The sequence below is a fragment of the Ideonella flava genome (genome assembly GCF_051857595.1).
Lineage (GTDB): Bacteria > Pseudomonadota > Gammaproteobacteria > Burkholderiales > Burkholderiaceae_C > Ideonella.
In genome coordinates, this window is sequence record NZ_JBPZHD010000006.1 from 33,525 (window position 1) to 50,403 (window position 16,879).

Consider the following 16,879-nt stretch of genomic DNA (forward strand, 5'->3'; position numbering starts at 1 on the left):
CCATGGAAGAGTGGATCGGCTGGCAGTGGCATCGCGCGGTCACGCGCCTGGCCGCGCCGCCTCGCCACGTCGAGGCCACCGTGCGGCTGGAGCAGATGCAGCGCTCCATCGGCATGCTGTTCCGCGCCGGCGGCGGCGCGCCGGCCGTGCGGCTCGCCCCGGCGGGGCAGCGCCAGACCGGCGGGCCGCGGAGCTGGCTGGAGCGACTGAGCGGCAGCGGTCAACGGGCCCACCTCGCCGGCTTGCAGGACGAGGTCTTCGCGCTGCCCCCCGAGCTGGCGGTGTTCGACTCGGCCACGCTCAACCGCGAGCTCTACCTGTGGCTCGCGGCCCTGGCCTCGCGGTGGATATCCCAGGGCGATTGGGTGGCGGACAACCTGGCCGCCACACGAGAGGCGCTCGCGGCCTTCCCGGGCCTGGCATCACGCCACGCGCGCCTGGTGGCGGCGCAGCTCGCCTTGCGGCCCGACGTGACCCGCTTGCGTGGCGCGGCCGCTGAAGCAGAACAAGCCGTGCAACGCGCGCTGCTGGGTGAGGCTGCTCCGTCGATGCGCCTGGCCCCGGTCGACGTCGCCCCCGTGTGGCTGTGGCTGGATTCAACCGGCCAGTGCGTTGCAGGCGCCGCGGCCCCGCGCCCCGATCCCGACGAGCCATCGGCCGCCGCCGCGCCAGCCGCGTCCGACCTTCAACGCCGCCGCGCCGAACGCGTCACCGACGACCGCCATCGCGCGCCGCTGATGATGTTCTTCCGCGCCGAGTCCATCCTCAGCTGGGGCGAGTTCACGCGCGTCAACCGGGCCGACGACGACAGCGACGACGGCCAGGCTCGCGCCGCTGCGGACGACGTGGACACCCTGGCCGTGGCCGACGGCGGGCAGCGAGCCGCCTCGCGCGTGCGCTTCGACCTCGACCTGCCGAGCGCCGCCGCCGACGACCGCCCGCTCGGCCCCGGCCTGCGCCTGCCCGAGTGGGACTGGCGCGCGCGCCGGCTCATCGCCGACCACTGCGCCGTGCAGACGCTCGTCGCCACGCCGGCCGAGCCCTACGCGCCACCACCGGCGTTGCGCGCCATCGCCCGCCGCGTGCGCCGCCGGATGGAGCTGCTGCGAGCGGCCCCCCGCCGCCTGCACGGCCAGCGCGACGGCGACCAGCTCGATGTCGACGCCTGGGTGCGCCATCGCAGCGATGCCGCGGCTCGCACCGCGCTGGACACACCGCCCGTGTGGTGCCGGCACGAGCGCATCGAACGCAGCCTCGCGACGCTGCTGCTCGCCGACCTGTCGCTGTCGACCGACGCCTATGCCACCCAGAGTGCCCGCGTGATCGACCTCATCCGCGATGCACTTTTCGTCTTCGGCGAGGCGCTCGCGGCCAGCGGCGATCCGTTCGAGATGCTGGGCTTCTCGTCGGTGCGGCGGCAGCACGTGCGCCTGCAGCACCTCAAGGGCTTCGACGAGACATGGAGCGGCGCGGCGCGCGACCGCGTCGGCGCCATCAAGCCCGGCTACTACACCCGCATGGGCGCCGCCATCCGCCATGCCACCCACCGCCTGGCCGCGCGGCCCGAGCGCCAGCGCCTGCTGCTCATCCTCACCGACGGCAAGCCCAACGACCTCGACGTGTATGAAGGCCGCTACGGGCTGGAGGACACGCGCCATGCGGTGCAGGCCGCGCGCGCCGCGGGCCTGACGCCGTTTGCCGTGACCATCGACGAACAGGCCCACGACTACCTGCCGATGCTGTTCGGCCGCCAGGGCTATGCGATGGTCCATCGCCCGCAGGACCTGGTGCAGCGCCTGGCCGGCCTGTATGCGACGCTGACCCGGGCCGATTGACAAGCGTCAACCGGGCCGGCGAGGGCGCTGCCCACAATCGCGCCGTGGAGCGAACCTTCGACGTGCCTCGATACCTGTCGGTGCTTCCGCTGTTCCAGGAGATGTCGCCTGGCGAGCTGCAGCGGCTGGCCGAGGGCTGCCGGCTGCAGCGCCTGGCACGTGGCGACCATGTCTTCCGTGTCGGCGAGGCTTGCGAACAGTTCCACGTCACCGTGATGGGCCAGGTCAAGCTCTACGCCCTGTCGCCGCAAGGCCAGGAGAAGGTGATCGAGCTCATCGGCCCTGGCAACACCTTCGCCGAGGCGCTGATGTTCACCGGCAAGCCCTACATCGTGAACGCGCAGGCGCTGACCGACACCTTGCTGCTGTCGGTCGACAAGCAGGCCGTGGTGGGCGAGATCGAGCGCGACGCGCGCTTCGCGATGCGCATGCTCGCCGGCATCTCCCGGCGGCTGCATGGCCTGGTGCACGACGTGCAGGCCTATGCGCTGCACAGCGGCATGCAACGCGTGATCGGCTACCTGTTGCGCGACCTGCCGGAAGAGGCCGACGACGCCGCCAGCTTCAGTCTCGCCGATGCCGGCTGCGCCACCGCGCCTGCGCCTGAGCGCCGGGAGTGGCGGGTCTGCCTGCCCGTCAGCAAGGCCACCATCGCCTCGCGCCTGTCGCTGACGCCGGAGTACTTCTCGCGCGTGCTGCACGATCTCGAGGCCGCAGGCCTCATCGCCATCGACAAGCGCGACATCCGCATCCTGGATGCGGTGAGGCTGGCCCGGCATACGTTGCAATAAGCGCAGCGGGCCCGCTGTCGCCTACTTGTCTGCCTTGACGACCAGCTGGCTCTTCACGTCGCGCACGTTCTCGGTGGCGCGCGCGATCGAGACGGCCTTGTCGGCTTCGGCCTGGCTGACGGCCGTGCCGCTGAGCCACACCACGCCGTTCGCATCGGTCTCGACGTGGATCTTGGCCAGGGAGCCGAGGTGCTCGGCGGCCAGCTTGGCCTTGATCTTGGTCGTGATCGCCGAATCCTTGACGAAGGCCTTCGGGTGGTCGCGGTCCTTGTCCTGATCCTCGGCATGCGAGACGGCAGGCGCGAGCAGCGCGCCCAGCAGGGCCGCCAGCATCATCGGTCGGGTGTTCATCGCAGTCCTTTCTTCTGGTGTCTTGACAGGCGGTGGGCAGCAAGCGCCATTCCTGCGGCCCACGCGGTTCGCAGGTCCGCCGATTGCCGCTCGAGCGCATGCGAGCCGCCGCCAGCATCCCCTTGTGGACCCTTGCGTTGCTGCTGCCTTCGCTGGCCGCCGGCCAATCGAATGCCGCGGACGATCCGGAGCCCGACAGCAGCTACGCCATCCCGGCCGCGGAGATCATCGTCTTCGACCTGTCGTTGAGTGCCTACAACCGCCACTTCAGCGGCAGCTCCGACTACGACGTGTCCTGGGAATCGATCCAACGAAACCTGAAACATTCCTGGGTCACCGACAACGACCCCTTTCAGGTCAACCAGTTCGCCCATCCCTACCAGGGCTCGCTCTACCACGGCGCGGCGCGTTCGGCCGGGTTGAACTACTGGGAGGCCTCGGCGATGACCTTCCTCGGCAGCGCGTGGTGGGAGATCACCGGCGAGCGCACGCCCCCCGCCGTCAACGACCAGGTGGCCAGCGGCATAGCGGGCAGTTTCTTCGGCGAGCCGCTGTTCCGCATGGCGCGCCTGGTGATGGACCGCAGCGACCTGCCGGACCATTGGCGTTACGGCCTGGCCGCGGCGATCTCGCCGCCGCTGGGCCTGAACCGGCTGCTCTACGGCGGCCGCTTCGACAAGGCCTTCAGCGACAACGACCCGGCCTACTACGGCCGCCTGCGCATCGGCGCGGCGCACGCCACGCAGACCACCTTCGAGCCCTCGCCGAGCTTCGACACCAGCACCGGCCAGCTCGATTTCGCGATGGACTACGGGCTGCCCGGCAAGCCCGGCTACAGCTACCGCCGGCCGTTCGACTATTTCAGCTTCCATGCGCTGCTGTCGAGCGCCAACAGCGTGGAAAGCCTGCAGTCGCGCGGCCTGCTGTTCGGCACCGACTACGCCGCCGGAGACAAGGTGCGAGGACTGTGGGGCCTCTATGCGAGCTACGACTACCTCGCGCCGCAGATCTTCGATGTCTCGAGCACCGCCTTGTCCGTCGGCACGACCGCGCAGTGGTGGATGAGCCGGCAGTTCGCGCTGCAGGGCACGGCCTTGATCGGCCTCGGCTACTCGGCGGCGAGCAGCGGCCGCGGCACCGCCGCCACCGATCGCAACTACCACTATGGCGTCGCGCCGCAGGCGGGGCTGTCGCTGCGCCTGACCAGCGGCCAGAGCGCGGCCTTCGACGTCTCCGCCCAGACGGTGGCCCTCGGCAGCATCGCGCGTCGCAACGCCGGCCGAGACAACCTCTCGCGCATCGAGGCCGCGCTCACCTGGCGGATCCACGGTCCTCACGCCATCGGCATCGGCTACCAGTGGTCGCACCGCAGCACCAGTTCACGCCTGCAGCCCGACAGCACTCCGTCCATCGGCACGGTGATGATCGGCTACGTCCTGCTCGGGCAGCAAGGCTTCGGCTCGGTCGACTGGCGAGCGAGCGCCGGCGCGGGGGAATGACCTGGCCGTCACCGGCCGGCCAGGCGGAATCTGGCGCTCAGGCCTTGGTGGCGTGGATGGTCTCGCCGCGCGCCAGCATCTGCACCAGCTGGGCAACGCGCCTGGCGCGCGTCTCGGGCTTCACGGCTGTCTGGATGCGCCACAGGACGGCGTAGCGATTGGCCGCATTGATCGTCGCAAAGAAGGCCTTGGCCTTCGGCTCGGCTTCCAGCGCCAGCAGAAGGTCCTCGGGCACCGCGGACGTGCGCGCTCCGTCGTAGGCCTGGGCCCAGCGGCCGTCGGCCTTGGCGGCCTCGATCTGGGCATAACCCGGCGCTTGCATGCGGCCCGCCTCGATGAGCGCAGCGGCCTTGTCGACGTTGATCTTCGACCAGATGCTGCGCGCGCGCCGCGGCGTGAAGCGCTGGAGGAAGTGCTGGTCGTCGAAGGCCTTCTTCTGGCCGTCGATCCAGCCCCAGCAGAGCGCGATCTCCACCGCCTCGGGGTAGGTGACGCTGGGTTCATCGGCGCCCCGCTTGGCGATCTTGAGCCAGAGGCCGTCGGAGCTGGCGTGATGCTTCTTCAGCCAGGTCTCGAAAGCCTTGGCGCTCTTGAACAAGGTCGGAGGGACGTCGACCGGGATGGCGGATTTGGCGGCGGGCATCGCAGGGAGTGTGAATGGACGTCTCTATGTCGTGGCGTCGCAGACGGCAGTCCAGAAGTCTTCTGCCGCCTTTCCAAGGCTTGATCGGTCGCGGTACAGACGGATCTCCATCTCGATGGACCAATCCGGGGGCGCGGCTTCCACCAGTCGGCGGCTGGCCAGGTCTTCGGCGATGAGCGTCTCGGGCAGCCACGCCACGCCGCGGCCGTCCAGCGCCATGGTTCGCAGGACCGAGGCCAGGTGGGCCTGAAAGACGCTCTGCGCCGCGCTACGTTCGAGCGCGGCGCCACGGACTTCTCGCAGGATGCGGCCGATACCGGACTCCGGGCTGTAGCTCAGCAAGGGCAGCGGAACACCCGGCACGTCCTGGGCCAGCGGATAGCGCGGCTGCCCTTGCGCATCAGGTGCAGACACGGGGACGAGGACGTCGGTCCCCACCCTGGCGAAGGGATAGTCCTGTCCCTCAAGTTCGCTGGCGAACAGCGGGTGAGCGTGGCTCAGCACGAACTGCACCTGGCTCTGAAGGAGCATGGCTTCGCATCGCGCGAACACGTCGGAGACCAGGGTGATCGGGCCGACGGCCGTGCTCGCCTCCAGGCGGCGCAGCCATCCCGGCATGAAGGTGAACGACAAGGCATGGGTGGCGGCGAAGCGCAACGTCGTCGAGTGAGCCTCGGCCACCGCCTTGGCCTCGCCCGGAAGGCGCGCCGCACGGGCCAGCATCTCGTGGGCGGCCTGGCGAAACCACTCGCCCGCCGCCGTGAGCCTGGCGGGCTGGCTGGTGCGGTCGAACAACTCCGTTCCCAGCCATTCCTCCAGTGCCCGGATGCGCCGGCTGAAGGCCGGTTGCGTCATGTGCCGCTCCTCGGCCGCGCGCGAGAAATTGCCGCTCGCCGCCAGGGCCAGGAAGTCCTCCAACCACGACAGGTTCATCGACATTTCGCAGCCGGTGCTTTCAGGGCATCAAAGACGAAAAAAACAGCATTGGCCGTTCGAAGACACGGCGCCGATCATTCGCTCCGTCGTCCACCACCCATCGCCAGAGACCGCCATGAAGATCGTTGAAATCCGCGAGAAGACCATCCCGATCAGCTCCCCCATCCGCAACGCCTACATCGACTTCAGCAAGATGACGCTGAGCCTGGTGGCGGTCATCACCGACGTGATCCGGGATGGTAAACCGGTGGTCGGCTACGGCTTCAACTCCAACGGGCGCTACGGCCAGGGCAAGCTGATGCGCGAGCGGTTCATCCCCCGCATCATGGAGGCCAGCCCCGACTCGCTGGTGGATCCCAGCGGCCGGAACCTCGACCCGCACAAGATCTGGGCCGCCATGTTCACCAACGAGAAGCCGGGTGGGCATGGCGAGCGTTCCGTCGCCATCGGAACCATCGACATGGCGGTGTGGGATGCGGTGGCCAAGATCGAGGGCCAGCCGCTGTTCCAGCTGCTCGCCGACCGCTACGGCGATGGCAAGCCCAACCGCAAGATCTTCGTCTACGCCGCCGGCGGCTACTACTACCCCGGGCAGGACCACGACAAGCTCAAGGACGAGATGCGCAGCTACATCGACCGCGGCTACACCGTGGTCAAGAAGAAGATCGGCGGCGCCTCGCTCGACGAAGACCTGCGCCGCATCGACTCCATCCTGAGCGTGCTGCAGGACGGCCAGAAGCTGTGCGTGGACGCCAACGGCCGCTTCGATCTCGACACGGCGATCGCCTACGCCAAGGCCCTGTCGCAGTACGACCTGTTCTGGTACGAGGAGCCGGGCGACCCGCTCGACTTCGAGCTGCAGGCGACGCTGCGCAACTACTACAAGAACCCGATGGCGACGGGCGAAGACCTGTTCTCCATGCAGGACGCGCGCAACCTGATCCGCTATGGCGGCATGCGCCCGGACCGCGACTGGCTGCAGTTCGACTGCGCGCTGAGCTATGGCCTGGTCGAGTACCTGCGCACGCTCGACATGCTCAGGGAACACGGCTGGTCGCCCAGCCGCTGCATCCCGCACGGCGGCCACCAGATGTCGTTGAACATCGCCGCGGGCCTGGGGCTGGGGGGCAACGAGAGCTACCCGGACCTCTTCCAGCCCTTCGGCGGCTTTCCGGACGGCGTGAAGGTCGACAACAGCTTCGTCACCTTGCCCGACCTGCCCGGCATCGGTTTCGAAGGCAAGGCCGATCTGTATGCCGAGATGAAGGCCCTTTCGGCCTGACGCCGCGCCGCCCGACCCACCGAGAGAACACCATGATCCACACCCCACGCGCCAGGGGGGCGCGCGCCGCTCGACTGTTGCTCGCTTGCAGCGTCGCCCTTCCCGTCATCTGCCAGGCCGCGTATCCCGAAAAGCCCATCGTGCTGGTCGTGCCCTTCTCCGCGGGCGGCCCCACCGACAAGATCGCCAGGGACATCGCGGAAGCCCTGCAGAAGTCGCTGGGGCAGGCGGTCGTGGTGGACAACACCGCCGGTGCCGGCGGCACCCTCGGCACGGCGCGCGTCCTGCGCGCACCGCCGGATGGCTACACCTTGCTGATCCACCACATCGGCCTGGCCACCGCGCCGGCGCTGTACAAGAAGCTGGGCTACAAGAGCGAAGACCTGGAGTTCCTGGGCCTGATCAACGAAGCGCCGTCCACGCTCATCGGCAAGCAAGGCCTGCCTGCGGCCAACTTCGCGGAGCTGCGCAAGTACATCGCCAGCAGCGGCAGCAAGATCAACCTGGCCAATGCCGGCATCGGCTCGGCCTCCCACCTGTGCAGCCTCATGCTGCAGACCGCCTTGAAGAGCGACATGACCTTCGTGCCGTACAAGGGCACCGGGCCGGCGATGAACGACCTGCTGGGCGGGCAGGTGGACCTGATGTGCGAGCAGGCCACGAACAGCACGCCGCAGATCGAGGCCAGGAAGGTCAAGGCCTACGGGGTGACCAGCGCGCAGCGCATGACGGTGCCCGCGCTCGCGCCACTGCCCACCCTGGCTGAAAGCGGCCTGCCGGGCTTCAACTTCTCGGTCTGGCACGGGCTGTACGCCGTCAAGGGCACCCCGCCCGCCGTCATCGAGAAGATCAACACCGCCCTGCGCGCGGCGCTCAAGGACCCGGAGCTGATCAAGCGCGAGGAGGCCGTGGGCCTCACCGTGGTGACCGACGCTCGCCTGGCCCCCGCGGAACACAGGAAGTTCTTCGACAGCGAAGTGACCCGCTGGACCAAGACCATCAGGGACTCGGGCATCCAGCCCGAATGACCCGAGCGTCCTGGTCCATCCCAGGTGGGCGCGGACCTCGTGCGCCTGACTGGCCATGCGGCCGATGGCCCATGAGCATTCCCCGCTATGAAAGCCCAGCCGCCTCGGCGACGCGCAGCTCGCTGACGGTGTAGCCCTCTTTGGTCAGCGCTTTCTTGAGCCATTCGGGCTGCGGGCCTTCGCCGTCCCAGGTGTGGCCCTCGACGGGATGGCGGTACTTCGGGGGCAGGGGGCCCGGGGGGGCCGACGGCGCATCGCGCAGCTCGCGGGGGCTGATGTGCCAGAAGGCGACCAGTTGCCGGCATTGATCCAGCGCGATGCGTCGTTGCCGTTCCCATGCGGAGCTGCCCCGCGGGACTTCGAGGGCGACCAGTTCGTCGCGGCTGATGTCGTGGTCGCGCACCAGGCGTCGCGCTTCGGCGAGGGCCAGGAGTTGTCGGTTCGGTGCTGTCATCGGTACTTCAGGTCTGCCAGCCCGGTTCGGGCAGGTCGATTGTCGACCGGTGGGCGGGCGCGGGCCGATTTTGGACTACTCATCCCGCCGCTTCGGGCGTGCCGCTGAATAATGGCGTTATGTTTCATGATGAGGAGAGTGCCCCCGACCCTGCTGTGGGCCTGGCTCGGCAGTCGTAACCCATTCCTGACCTGTTGTAAGAACTGGTAATCAGCCTGTCAGGACTGGACATTTCAGGGGATCGACGGCTCAACGGCCCAGGGGGCGTGTCGATAGCTCGAGCCAGAAGCAGTGCCGGAAGCACTGCACGCAGTTCGAGACCCTCCCATGCCCTACTTGCCCTGCCTTGCGCGAACCCGGCGCCTCCACCTGGCCGTGCTGCTGGCCTCCTCCTTCCTCGCCGCATGCGGCGGCGGGGGTGAAGGCACGGCGGCATCCGAGGCGACCCACGGCAGCTCGTCGGTTCAAGCGTCTGCCGGCGCCGGTGCGGGTGCCCCACAGGGCGGCGGGGCCCAGCGCGCGCGCCGCACGGCGTCGAACGTGAACAGTCGAGCCTACGGTGTGGAAGGGACCACCCGCGCCGATGCCTTTCGCCTGCTGACCCAGGCCACCTTCGGCCCGGTCGAATCCGACATCGGCCAGGTGATGAGCCTGGGGGCTGCCGGCTGGGTCGACGAGCAGCTGGCCAAGCCGGCCCAGGCGGTGCACCTGGCCCGGTGGCGGGCCGACGATGCGGAGGCCAAGGCCCGCAGGGCCAAGGACACCGCCGGTGCGCCCAGCATGGTGTCGTCGTTCTACCAGCAGGCGCTGCAGGCCGATGACCAGCTGCGCCAGCGCATGGCCTACGCGCTTTCGCAGATCTTCGTCGTCTCGATGGTCGACCTGGCGAGCGAGCGGGCCGAGTCGGTCGCCTCCTACTACGACATGCTGGAGGCCGATGCCTTCGGCAACTTCCGCACGCTGCTGCAGGACGTCGCGATGCACCCGGCGATGGGCCAGTACCTGTCGCACCTGAAGAACCGCAAGGAGGACCTGCTGCTCGGCCGCGTGCCGGACCAGAACTTCGCCCGCGAGATCATGCAGCTGTTCTCGATCGGCCTGCTGCAGCTCAACACCGACGGCACGCTCAAGCTCGACGGCAACGGCGCGCCCATCGAGACGTATGCGACCGCCGACATCGAAGGCCTGTCCTCGGTCTTCACCGGCTTTTCCTGGTACGGCCCCGACACGCAGAACGCCCGCTTCAACGGCAACCTGCAGGACCCGGAGCGCCTGGTCATGCCGATGCAGGGCTATCCGCAATTCCACTCGATGCTGGAGAAGCGCTTCCTCGGCACGGTCGTGCCGCCGCAGAGCCCCGCCGATCCGGCCGCCAGCCTGAAGGCCGCCATCGACACGATCTTCGCCCACCCGAACGTCGGGCCCTTCATCAGCCGACGCCTGATCCAGCGCCTGGTCACCAGCGCACCCAGCCCCGCCTACGTGCGGCGAGTGGCGGCGGTGTTCAACAACAACGGCCTGGGCACGCGCGGCGACCTCAAGGCCGTGGTGCGCGCCATCCTGCTCGACGACGAGGCGCGCTCCGAGAACGCGGCCGCCGACCCGCAGTACGGCAAGGTGAAGGAGCCGGTGCTGCGCCTGACGGCCTTCCTGCGTGCCTTCGGCGCCAGGAGCGACAGCGGCAAGGTGCTGATGAACATCACCGACGACCCCGGCCTGGAGCTGGCCCAGACGCCCCTGCGCTCGCCCAGCGTCTTCAACTTCTACCGACCCGGCTATGTGCCCGCGGGCGGCGAGGCGGCGGCGATCGGCATGACCCTGCCGGAGATGCAGATCACCGACGAGTCCAGCGTGGCCGGCTATGTCAACTTCATGGTCACGGCGGTTCGCATCGGGGTCGGGCAGAAGGGCGTGGATGGGAAGGCCGCACGGCCCGACCTGCAGCTCGACTACACCGCGCAGAAGCCACTGGTGACCGACCCGGCGCTGCTGGTCGACTCGGTCAACGACCGCCTGTTCGGCGAACCGGTCAACGCCACGCTGCGCGACGAAACCATCGCCGCGGTCTCGTCCATCGTGATCCCGCCGCTGAACAAGAACGGCTCCAACCAGGCCCTGATCGACAAGGCCAAGGCCAACCGTCTGTGGACCGCCGTGGCCCTGCCGCTGGTGAGCCCCGAGTTCATCGTCCAGCGGTGACCGACTCCGCAAGTCATTCGAGCCTGCCCCAGCCATGAAGAACCGTCCGCTTTCCAACCCGACTCGCCGCGCCCTGCTGCGCCAGGGCGCCGCCCTGGCCCTGACCCCGCCCGCCCTGGCCGGCCTCGGCGCCTTCGGCCTGAGCCTGGCCGCGATGGGGCCCGCCGCGGCCGCCAGCACCCGGGGCTACAAGGCGCTCGTGTGCCTGTTCCTCACGGGCGGCAACGACGCCTACAACACCCTGCTGGCGACCGACAGCCCCTCCTGGGCCGCCTACACCGCGGAGCGCGAGGCCGGCACCGAGGGCATCGCCCTGGCAGCGCCCGGCACGCCTCCGTCGCAAGACCTCAAGGCATCGCTGCATGCGCGCCTGGGCGGCGTGCTGCCCATCAGCCCGCTCAACCCGCAGGGGCGCACGCTGGCCGTGCATCCGGTGCTGGGGAGCGTGCAGTCGCTGTTCGCCAGCCAGCGCCTGGCCTTCGTCAGCAACGTCGGTCCGCTGGTCGGCCCGACGAGCAAGGCGGCCTTCATCGCCGGCACCGCACCGCGGCCGCCTAAGCTCTTCTCGCACAACGACCAGCAGTCGGTGTGGCAGTCCTTCTCCGCCGAAGGCACCGGCCATGGCTGGGGCGGCCTGATGGCCGATCGCCTGCTGTCCGGCAATGCCCATTCGATGTTCACCGGGGTGAGCCTGAGCGGCAACGGCGTGTGGCTGTCGGGGCAGGGCGTGCGCTCCTACCAGATGGCGCCCAGCGGCCCCATCCACATGGGCGGAGCCGATGGCCTGACCTTCGGGTCGGCCACCGTGCAGCAGAAGCTGCTGGGCCTGGTGCGCACGGCGCGCGTCGACAGCGTGGTCCAGCGCGAGCACACGGCCGTCGTCGGCCGCTCGCAGGAAGCCGAGGGCGTGCTTTCCGGTGCGATGCCGGGCGCCGGCGCCGGCCCCTGGGGCACGCCAGGCCTGCCGCCGGGCCAGCCCGACCCGCTGCTGCAGTACCTCGATCCCGAGACCGGCCTGATGGCACCCAACCCCACCGCGGCCCAGCTGCAGGCGGTCGCCCGCATGATCGCCGCGCGCAGCACGCTCGGCATGTCGCGCCAGGTCTTCTTCGTCGGCGTCTCCGGCTACGACACCCACGACACGCAGCAGCAGCGCCACACCCGGCTGCTGGCCCAGCTGGCGCATGCGCTGGCCTACTTCGACAACGTGACGACGCAGATGGGCGTGGGCGACATGGTCACCACCTTCACCGCGAGCGACTTCGGCCGCACCTTCGCCTCCAACGGCGACGGCTGCGACCACGGCTGGGGTGGCCACCACATGGTGATGGGCGGCGCGGTGCGCGGCGGCGACATCTATGGCCAGCTGCCGGTCTACGGCACGGCGGACGGCCACGGCGGCTTCACCAGCGACGACCAGCTGGCCGGCGGCATGCTGCTGCCGAGCACCAGTGTCGACGCCTATGCGGCCACGCTCGGTTCCTGGTTCGGCCTGACCAACGTCGAGCTGCTCGAGGTGTTGCCCGGCCTGTCCCGCTGGAACTACGGCCGGCGCAACCTGGGTTTCATGCGCACCTGAGCCCCCACCGCCTGGCGCTGGCGAGGCCCGGTACCCGTACGATGCGGGTCGAGACCGGGGCCAGCGCATGCGCCTACTCCTGACCATTGCCTTCTTGATCGCCTGCCACCTGCCGGGCGCATCGGGCGCGGACGTTCGGGAGTCGGGCTTCCTGAACCGCACGGTCGCCGTCGCGGGGGCCGAGTACAGGTACCAGGTCTACGTCCCCGCGCAAGAGGGCCTGGCCGGTCCGCTGCCGGTCATCCTGGCGCTGCACGGCGGCGGCGAGTACGGTCGCGACGGCGTCGCGCAGACGCGGGTCGGCCTCGGGCCGGCCATCCGCAGCCACCCGGAGCGATTCCCGGCGCTGGTCGTCTTCCCGCAGGTCCCGCCCGACGGCACGCCGGGATTCCAGGGCCTGGGAGGGCGCATCGCGCTCGCGGCCCTGGACAAGACCCTGGCCGAGTACGCGGCGGACAAGTCGCGGGTCTACCTCACCGGCCTGTCGATGGGCGGCAACGGGGCCTGGTCGCTGGCCCTCCAGGACCCGGACCGATTCGCCGCCGCCCTCGTCGTTTGCGGGTTCGTCGGCGAATTCACCGGCCGGCAAAGCGGCATCCGGTACCCGGCGATCGTTTCGGACGCCGCGGACCCGTATCGCGAGGTGGCGCGCCGACTGGCCGGCTTGCCGGTCTGGATCTTCCACGGCGACGCGGATCCGGTGGTCAGCGTCGAGGAGTCACGGCGGATGGCCACGGCCTTGAAGGCGACCGGGGCGGACGTCCGGTACACCGAGCTCGCCGGTGTCGGCCACGACGCCTGGACGCCCGCCTACGAGCGCGCGGACGCCATCGCCTGGCTGCTGGAGCACAGGCGCCGATGAGCGTCACGCGCCCGGCAGGCTTCTCGTGCCGCCGGGCCCGCCAGCGACTTGCGCCGAGCCCGACTTCGGGTCACTCTACGGAGCATGTCGACTCCTCTTTTCATCAGCGTCCCGCACCAGCTCGGCCGCGCCGAGGCGCGCCGTCGTATCGAGGGCGGTTTCGCGACCATCGTCAGGCAGTTGCCGGGGGCAGGCGCCAGCAGCGAACGCTGGGAGGGCGACAAGCTCAGCTTCAGCGTCGGGGGGATGGGGCAGGCCATCTCCGGCGAGATCACCGTGCTGGACGAGGCGGTGACCATCAAGATCGAGCTGCCCGGCATCCTCGGCGTCATCGCCGGCGGCCTGAAGCGGCGGCTGGAGAAGGCCGGGCAACTGCTGCTGACCAGGAAGTAGGCGCGAAGGCCGCCACGCGGCGGGATCGCCGCGCCGCCCGATCACGCGTCGATGACGCTCGACAGGCGTGAGACGTCGCGCTCGAAGGCGGCCACGGTGAAGTCGGAGATGGGGGCATGCAGCAGCACGGTGCGCGCCACCTCCGCATGCAATGAAAACGCTTGGGTCAACTCGTGACGCGACGCGGCCGGCAGCTGCCGCACCAGCGCGGTGAAGAGTGCATCCATCGCCACCAGGCTCCCCTTCAGGTCGCAGATCATCTCGGTGGCCTGCTGCAGGTTCTTCATGGGGAGCTCCGGAATGAAAAAACCGCGGCCAGGCCGCGGTCTTGCTGGGGCTCGCGGACGAGCCTGGGGCGTCGATCAGGCGACGACGGTGATGTTCGAGGCCTGCAGGCCCTTCTGGCCCTTGGTCACTTCGAACTCCACGCGCTGGCTTTCGGACAGGGTCTTGAAGCCGCCGCCCTTGATCTCGCTGAAGTGGGCGAACAGATCCTTGCCGCCGCCATCGGGCGCGATGAATCCGAAACCCTTGCCCTCGTCGAACCACTTCACGGTGCCAGTTTCCATTGTCATACCAATTCCTTTCAAGTGATGCGCGGCACATGCAACGCATGCAGAGACGCCAAGAGATTCACCTGATGGATTTCGACAGACTGACCAGAACGGCCGACCGGAAGAAGAGACCTACGAGAGACGGTCCTGAGCATTCCTACAGGTCGAATGTACTTGGCATTGGCCCCTCGTGCCGGAATCTTCGAAAACAAACTTCCCGCAACCCTTGCGTGGGTCACGATCGGCCGTCGTGGCTTGTTCAGGCCTCGAGGCTCATCGGCGGCGGACGGGTGAGGTCGGCATCGACGTCCATCAACACGCTTGCCAGTTCGAGCGTGCGCCACAGCGGCGCCGGCATGCGCCGGATCGCCTCCGGCGTCTTGGCCTGGGCTATCCACGCCGCGATGGCGGCGTGCTGCGCAGGCGTCAGCAGTTTGCGGCCAAGCATTTCGTCCAGGGTCTGCACGGTCGTTCCTCCTGGGGCTGATCTTGCCATCGTCGCGTGAAGGCCCTTGGCGAAAGCCTGAGCGGATGAGGCAAGGGACACGAATGGCGGCCGGAGCTGCAAGGCGCAAGATGGAAAGATCGCCCGGATCGCCATTTGCCCGCGTTCCCGGGCTGGCCAGGAGAACGCGCATGACGAGCAAGAACACCATCTGCCTTTGGTACGACGGCGCGGCGGAAGAAGCTGCACGTTTCTATGCCGAGACCTTTCCGGACAGCTCGGTGGACGCGGTCCATCGCGCGCCGGGCGACTATCCCGCCGGCAAGCAGGGCGACGTCCTGACGGTGGAGTTCACCTTGATGGGCATCCCCTGCCTGGGCTTGAACGGCGGGCCGGCCTTCAGGCACAACGAGGCCTTCTCGTTCCAGGTGGCGACCGACGACCAGGCCGAGACGGATCGCCTGTGGGACGCGATCATCGCCAATGGCGGCATGTCCAGCGCCTGCGGCTGGTGCAAGGACAAGTGGGGCCTTTCGTGGCAGATCACGCCGCGTGTCCTCACGGCCGCGATCAATGATCCCGATCGCGCCGCGGCCAAGCGCGCCTTCGACGCCATGATGCACATGACGCGGATCGACATCGCCAAGATAGAGGCGGCTCGCCGCGGTTGACGGCGCGCTGCGGCGCGGGGCTCAGGCAGGCGTCAGGCGATAGACCGTTCCCAGCCCTGCGCCATTCGAATCCGGCGAGTAGTAGGTTGTGCCATACAGGCTGCCGTCCGGGCCTGCGGCGAGCGCGCCTGTCGGCCCGGAGCCCTCCACGTCCCGGTCGAAGGCATGGACGACGCTGGTGCGGCCGGTGGATCGGTCCAGGCGCGTGACCATCCCGGAGTCGTTGCTGCCGCTGAAATAAGTGCAGAAGTAGAGCAGGCCGTCGGCGCCTTCGGCGAGGGCTCCCAGGACGAGCGCGCCGTCGCGTTCGAAGTCGATCGCGTGGACCCGCTCGAGGCCGCCGCCGTCCACGAGACGAAAGATCGCCCCTTCGCCCTTGCCGCCGGCCTGGCTCGTGACACCGTAGACCTGACCATCGCGGGTCACCGTCAGCGGCACGTGGGGCGATCGGCCCAGCGAGTCCTTCGCGAAGTGGTGCAGCACCTCGTAGCGGCCGTCGCCGGCAATACGGAACACCGTTCCGCAATCGTTCACGCCGCCTTCGCGCGTCACGCCGTGGAGCCAGCCGTCGGGCGTCTGCACCAAGGGCGAATACGGACTGGAACCGTCGCCGTGGCGTCCGCCGCGAAACGAATGCAGCAGCTCGTACTCGCCGGTGGGCTGGACGCGGTAGATCGTGCCCAGGCCGAGGCCCAGCCTGGCGTGGCTGCTGCCGCCGCCGGCCGTCGTCCCGTAGAGGCAGCCATCGGCGGCGAGCATCGGCCCGCCCTCCGGGCTGGAGCCATCCTCCGGGGCACCGGCGAAATCATGCACAGCCCGGACGTGACCGTTCGGATGCATGCGAAACAGCAGTCCCTTGCCGAACCGTCCGCCACTTCCGCAGACGCCGTGGAAGTGGCCGTCGGGCCCTTCCAGCAGGCGCCCGTTGGGCCAGGTCCCGTCGAAGGGTTTGACGCCGAAGCGATGCAGCACATCGACGCCGCCGGGCGTGGTGGCGAGCCGGAAAGCCGTGCCGGGATCGTCCCAGGCGCCGTTCAAGCCGTAGAGAAGCCCGTCGCCGGCGAGCTGAACGCCGTAGTATGGCCGCCGCGGTGGCCGCCGCCCGTCCTGCGCGCTGAAGTCGTGCAGGAGGGTGTGGGTGAAGCCGGGGGCCGACCGGGCGATCCGGCGCGGAACCTGCGCTGCCGCCGGAAGGCCCGTGCCCAGCAGGGGCCAGCCCGCGGCCAGGCCCAGCACTTGTCGACGTGCGATGCTCATGAGTGGCCTCCTTGCCCGTTCGCCTGTCGGCCCGCGGACCGCGAGGCAGACGATTCTCGGCTTCTGCCTTGCGCAGCGTCAACGCGGCCGCCGCCTCGAA

General features: G+C 69.2%; 18 protein-coding genes. 10 read left to right on the forward strand and 8 right to left on the reverse strand.

Annotated elements, in window-relative coordinates:
* Positions 1-2: 2 nt before the first annotated feature.
* Both ACS5PM_RS13950 and ACS5PM_RS13955 read left to right on the forward strand, forming a co-directional pair.
* Positions 3-1,835 carry a nitric oxide reductase activation protein NorD gene (locus ACS5PM_RS13950; protein WP_439388248.1) on the forward strand — a complete coding sequence of 611 codons (1,833 nt, stop codon included), beginning with the start codon at positions 3-5 and terminating at the stop codon, positions 1,833-1,835.
* Positions 1,836-1,936: 101 nt separating this feature from the next.
* Entirely contained in the window at positions 1,937-2,626 is a 690-nt protein-coding gene (locus ACS5PM_RS13955) for a Crp/Fnr family transcriptional regulator (protein WP_439388616.1), read from the forward strand.
* A gap of 21 nt (positions 2,627-2,647) precedes the next feature.
* Here the strand turns inward: ACS5PM_RS13955 and ACS5PM_RS13960 are convergent, their stop codons facing one another.
* A complete protein-coding gene (locus ACS5PM_RS13960) occupies positions 2,648-2,977 on the reverse strand; it encodes a BON domain-containing protein (protein ID WP_439388249.1) in 330 nt (109 codons plus the stop codon).
* A gap of 98 nt (positions 2,978-3,075) precedes the next feature.
* Here ACS5PM_RS13960 and ACS5PM_RS13965 point away from each other — a divergent pair, with 98 nt between their 5' ends.
* Complete coding sequence (locus ACS5PM_RS13965; protein WP_439388250.1) at positions 3,076-4,476, forward strand: DUF3943 domain-containing protein; 1,401 nt, start codon at positions 3,076-3,078, stop codon at positions 4,474-4,476.
* A 37-nt stretch (positions 4,477-4,513) separates the two neighbouring features.
* Here the strand turns inward: ACS5PM_RS13965 and ACS5PM_RS13970 are convergent, their stop codons facing one another.
* Entirely contained in the window at positions 4,514-5,119 is a 606-nt protein-coding gene (locus ACS5PM_RS13970; protein ID WP_439388251.1) for a YdeI/OmpD-associated family protein, read from the reverse strand.
* A gap of 24 nt (positions 5,120-5,143) precedes the next feature.
* A complete protein-coding gene (locus tag ACS5PM_RS13975) occupies positions 5,144-6,052 on the reverse strand; it encodes a LysR family transcriptional regulator (protein WP_439388252.1) in 909 nt (302 codons plus the stop codon).
* 118 nt (positions 6,053-6,170) lie between these two features.
* On the opposite strand from ACS5PM_RS13975, the gene ACS5PM_RS13980 reads away from it, so the two are divergent.
* Both ACS5PM_RS13980 and ACS5PM_RS13985 read left to right on the forward strand, forming a co-directional pair.
* On the forward strand, positions 6,171-7,337 hold the full coding sequence (locus ACS5PM_RS13980) for a mandelate racemase/muconate lactonizing enzyme family protein (RefSeq protein ID WP_439388253.1): 1,167 nt from the start codon (positions 6,171-6,173) through the stop codon (positions 7,335-7,337).
* Positions 7,338-7,369: 32 nt separating this feature from the next.
* Positions 7,370-8,365, forward strand: a complete 996-nt coding sequence (locus tag ACS5PM_RS13985) for a tripartite tricarboxylate transporter substrate-binding protein (RefSeq protein ID WP_439388254.1) — start codon at positions 7,370-7,372, stop codon at positions 8,363-8,365.
* Between the two features lie 85 nt (positions 8,366-8,450).
* Here ACS5PM_RS13985 and ACS5PM_RS13990 read toward each other — a convergent pair whose 3' ends face one another.
* Positions 8,451-8,819: an H-NS family nucleoid-associated regulatory protein gene (locus tag ACS5PM_RS13990; protein ID WP_439388255.1), complete on the reverse strand. Its 369-nt coding sequence runs from the start codon at positions 8,817-8,819 to the stop codon at positions 8,451-8,453.
* Positions 8,820-9,146: 327 nt separating this feature from the next.
* Here ACS5PM_RS13990 and ACS5PM_RS13995 point away from each other — a divergent pair, with 327 nt between their 5' ends.
* The 4 genes from ACS5PM_RS13995 (at position 9,147) to ACS5PM_RS14010 (ending at position 13,852) form a co-directional block, all read left to right on the forward strand.
* The gene (locus ACS5PM_RS13995; protein ID WP_439388256.1) at positions 9,147-11,018 is read left to right on the forward strand and encodes a DUF1800 domain-containing protein; all 1,872 of its coding nucleotides are present in this window, start codon (positions 9,147-9,149) and stop codon (positions 11,016-11,018) included.
* 34 nt (positions 11,019-11,052) lie between these two features.
* Positions 11,053-12,597, forward strand: a complete 1,545-nt coding sequence (locus ACS5PM_RS14000) for a DUF1501 domain-containing protein (RefSeq protein ID WP_439388257.1) — start codon at positions 11,053-11,055, stop codon at positions 12,595-12,597.
* A 67-nt stretch (positions 12,598-12,664) separates the two neighbouring features.
* Complete coding sequence (locus tag ACS5PM_RS14005) at positions 12,665-13,459, forward strand: carboxylesterase family protein (RefSeq protein WP_439388258.1); 795 nt, start codon at positions 12,665-12,667, stop codon at positions 13,457-13,459.
* 84 nt (positions 13,460-13,543) lie between these two features.
* Complete coding sequence (locus ACS5PM_RS14010) at positions 13,544-13,852, forward strand: polyhydroxyalkanoic acid system family protein (RefSeq protein WP_439388259.1); 309 nt, start codon at positions 13,544-13,546, stop codon at positions 13,850-13,852.
* 41 nt (positions 13,853-13,893) lie between these two features.
* On the opposite strand, the gene ACS5PM_RS14015 is transcribed toward ACS5PM_RS14010, so the two are convergent.
* The 3 genes from ACS5PM_RS14015 to ACS5PM_RS14025 all read right to left on the reverse strand — a co-directional run bounded on the left by ACS5PM_RS14015 (position 13,894) and on the right by ACS5PM_RS14025 (position 14,872).
* A complete protein-coding gene (locus tag ACS5PM_RS14015; RefSeq protein WP_439388260.1) occupies positions 13,894-14,139 on the reverse strand; it encodes a hypothetical protein in 246 nt (81 codons plus the stop codon).
* A 75-nt stretch (positions 14,140-14,214) separates the two neighbouring features.
* Positions 14,215-14,427, reverse strand: a complete 213-nt coding sequence (locus ACS5PM_RS14020) for a cold-shock protein (RefSeq protein ID WP_439388261.1) — start codon at positions 14,425-14,427, stop codon at positions 14,215-14,217.
* Positions 14,428-14,665: 238 nt separating this feature from the next.
* Entirely contained in the window at positions 14,666-14,872 is a 207-nt protein-coding gene (locus tag ACS5PM_RS14025) for a hypothetical protein (RefSeq protein WP_439388262.1), read from the reverse strand.
* Between the two features lie 170 nt (positions 14,873-15,042).
* On the opposite strand from ACS5PM_RS14025, the gene ACS5PM_RS14030 reads away from it, so the two are divergent.
* Positions 15,043-15,522, forward strand: a complete 480-nt coding sequence (locus tag ACS5PM_RS14030) for a VOC family protein (protein WP_439388263.1) — start codon at positions 15,043-15,045, stop codon at positions 15,520-15,522.
* 21 nt (positions 15,523-15,543) lie between these two features.
* Here ACS5PM_RS14030 and ACS5PM_RS14035 read toward each other — a convergent pair whose 3' ends face one another.
* Positions 15,544-16,779, reverse strand: coding sequence for a choice-of-anchor tandem repeat GloVer-containing protein (locus ACS5PM_RS14035; protein WP_439388264.1), 1,236 nt, complete (start codon positions 16,777-16,779; stop codon positions 15,544-15,546).
* Positions 16,780-16,879: the final 100 nt, after the last annotated feature.

Coding starts and splice junctions, on each gene's coding strand:
- ACS5PM_RS13950 (WP_439388248.1), top strand. CDS start 3: ATGGAAGAGTGGATCGGCTGGCAGTGGCATCGCGCGGTCACGCGCCTG.
- ACS5PM_RS13955 (WP_439388616.1), top strand. CDS start 1,937: ATGTCGCCTGGCGAGCTGCAGCGGCTGGCCGAGGGCTGCCGGCTGCAG.
- ACS5PM_RS13960 (WP_439388249.1), bottom strand. CDS start 2,977: ATGAACACCCGACCGATGATGCTGGCGGCCCTGCTGGGCGCGCTGCTC.
- ACS5PM_RS13965 (WP_439388250.1), top strand. CDS start 3,076: ATGCGAGCCGCCGCCAGCATCCCCTTGTGGACCCTTGCGTTGCTGCTG.
- ACS5PM_RS13970 (WP_439388251.1), bottom strand. CDS start 5,119: ATGCCCGCCGCCAAATCCGCCATCCCGGTCGACGTCCCTCCGACCTTG.
- ACS5PM_RS13975 (WP_439388252.1), bottom strand. CDS start 6,052: ATGAACCTGTCGTGGTTGGAGGACTTCCTGGCCCTGGCGGCGAGCGGC.
- ACS5PM_RS13980 (WP_439388253.1), top strand. CDS start 6,171: ATGAAGATCGTTGAAATCCGCGAGAAGACCATCCCGATCAGCTCCCCC.
- ACS5PM_RS13985 (WP_439388254.1), top strand. CDS start 7,370: ATGATCCACACCCCACGCGCCAGGGGGGCGCGCGCCGCTCGACTGTTG.
- ACS5PM_RS13990 (WP_439388255.1), bottom strand. CDS start 8,819: ATGACAGCACCGAACCGACAACTCCTGGCCCTCGCCGAAGCGCGACGC.
- ACS5PM_RS13995 (WP_439388256.1), top strand. CDS start 9,147: ATGCCCTACTTGCCCTGCCTTGCGCGAACCCGGCGCCTCCACCTGGCC.
- ACS5PM_RS14000 (WP_439388257.1), top strand. CDS start 11,053: ATGAAGAACCGTCCGCTTTCCAACCCGACTCGCCGCGCCCTGCTGCGC.
- ACS5PM_RS14005 (WP_439388258.1), top strand. CDS start 12,665: ATGCGCCTACTCCTGACCATTGCCTTCTTGATCGCCTGCCACCTGCCG.
- ACS5PM_RS14010 (WP_439388259.1), top strand. CDS start 13,544: ATGTCGACTCCTCTTTTCATCAGCGTCCCGCACCAGCTCGGCCGCGCC.
- ACS5PM_RS14015 (WP_439388260.1), bottom strand. CDS start 14,139: ATGAAGAACCTGCAGCAGGCCACCGAGATGATCTGCGACCTGAAGGGG.
- ACS5PM_RS14020 (WP_439388261.1), bottom strand. CDS start 14,427: ATGACAATGGAAACTGGCACCGTGAAGTGGTTCGACGAGGGCAAGGGT.
- ACS5PM_RS14030 (WP_439388263.1), top strand. CDS start 15,043: ATGACGAGCAAGAACACCATCTGCCTTTGGTACGACGGCGCGGCGGAA.
- ACS5PM_RS14035 (WP_439388264.1), bottom strand. CDS start 16,779: ATGAGCATCGCACGTCGACAAGTGCTGGGCCTGGCCGCGGGCTGGCCC.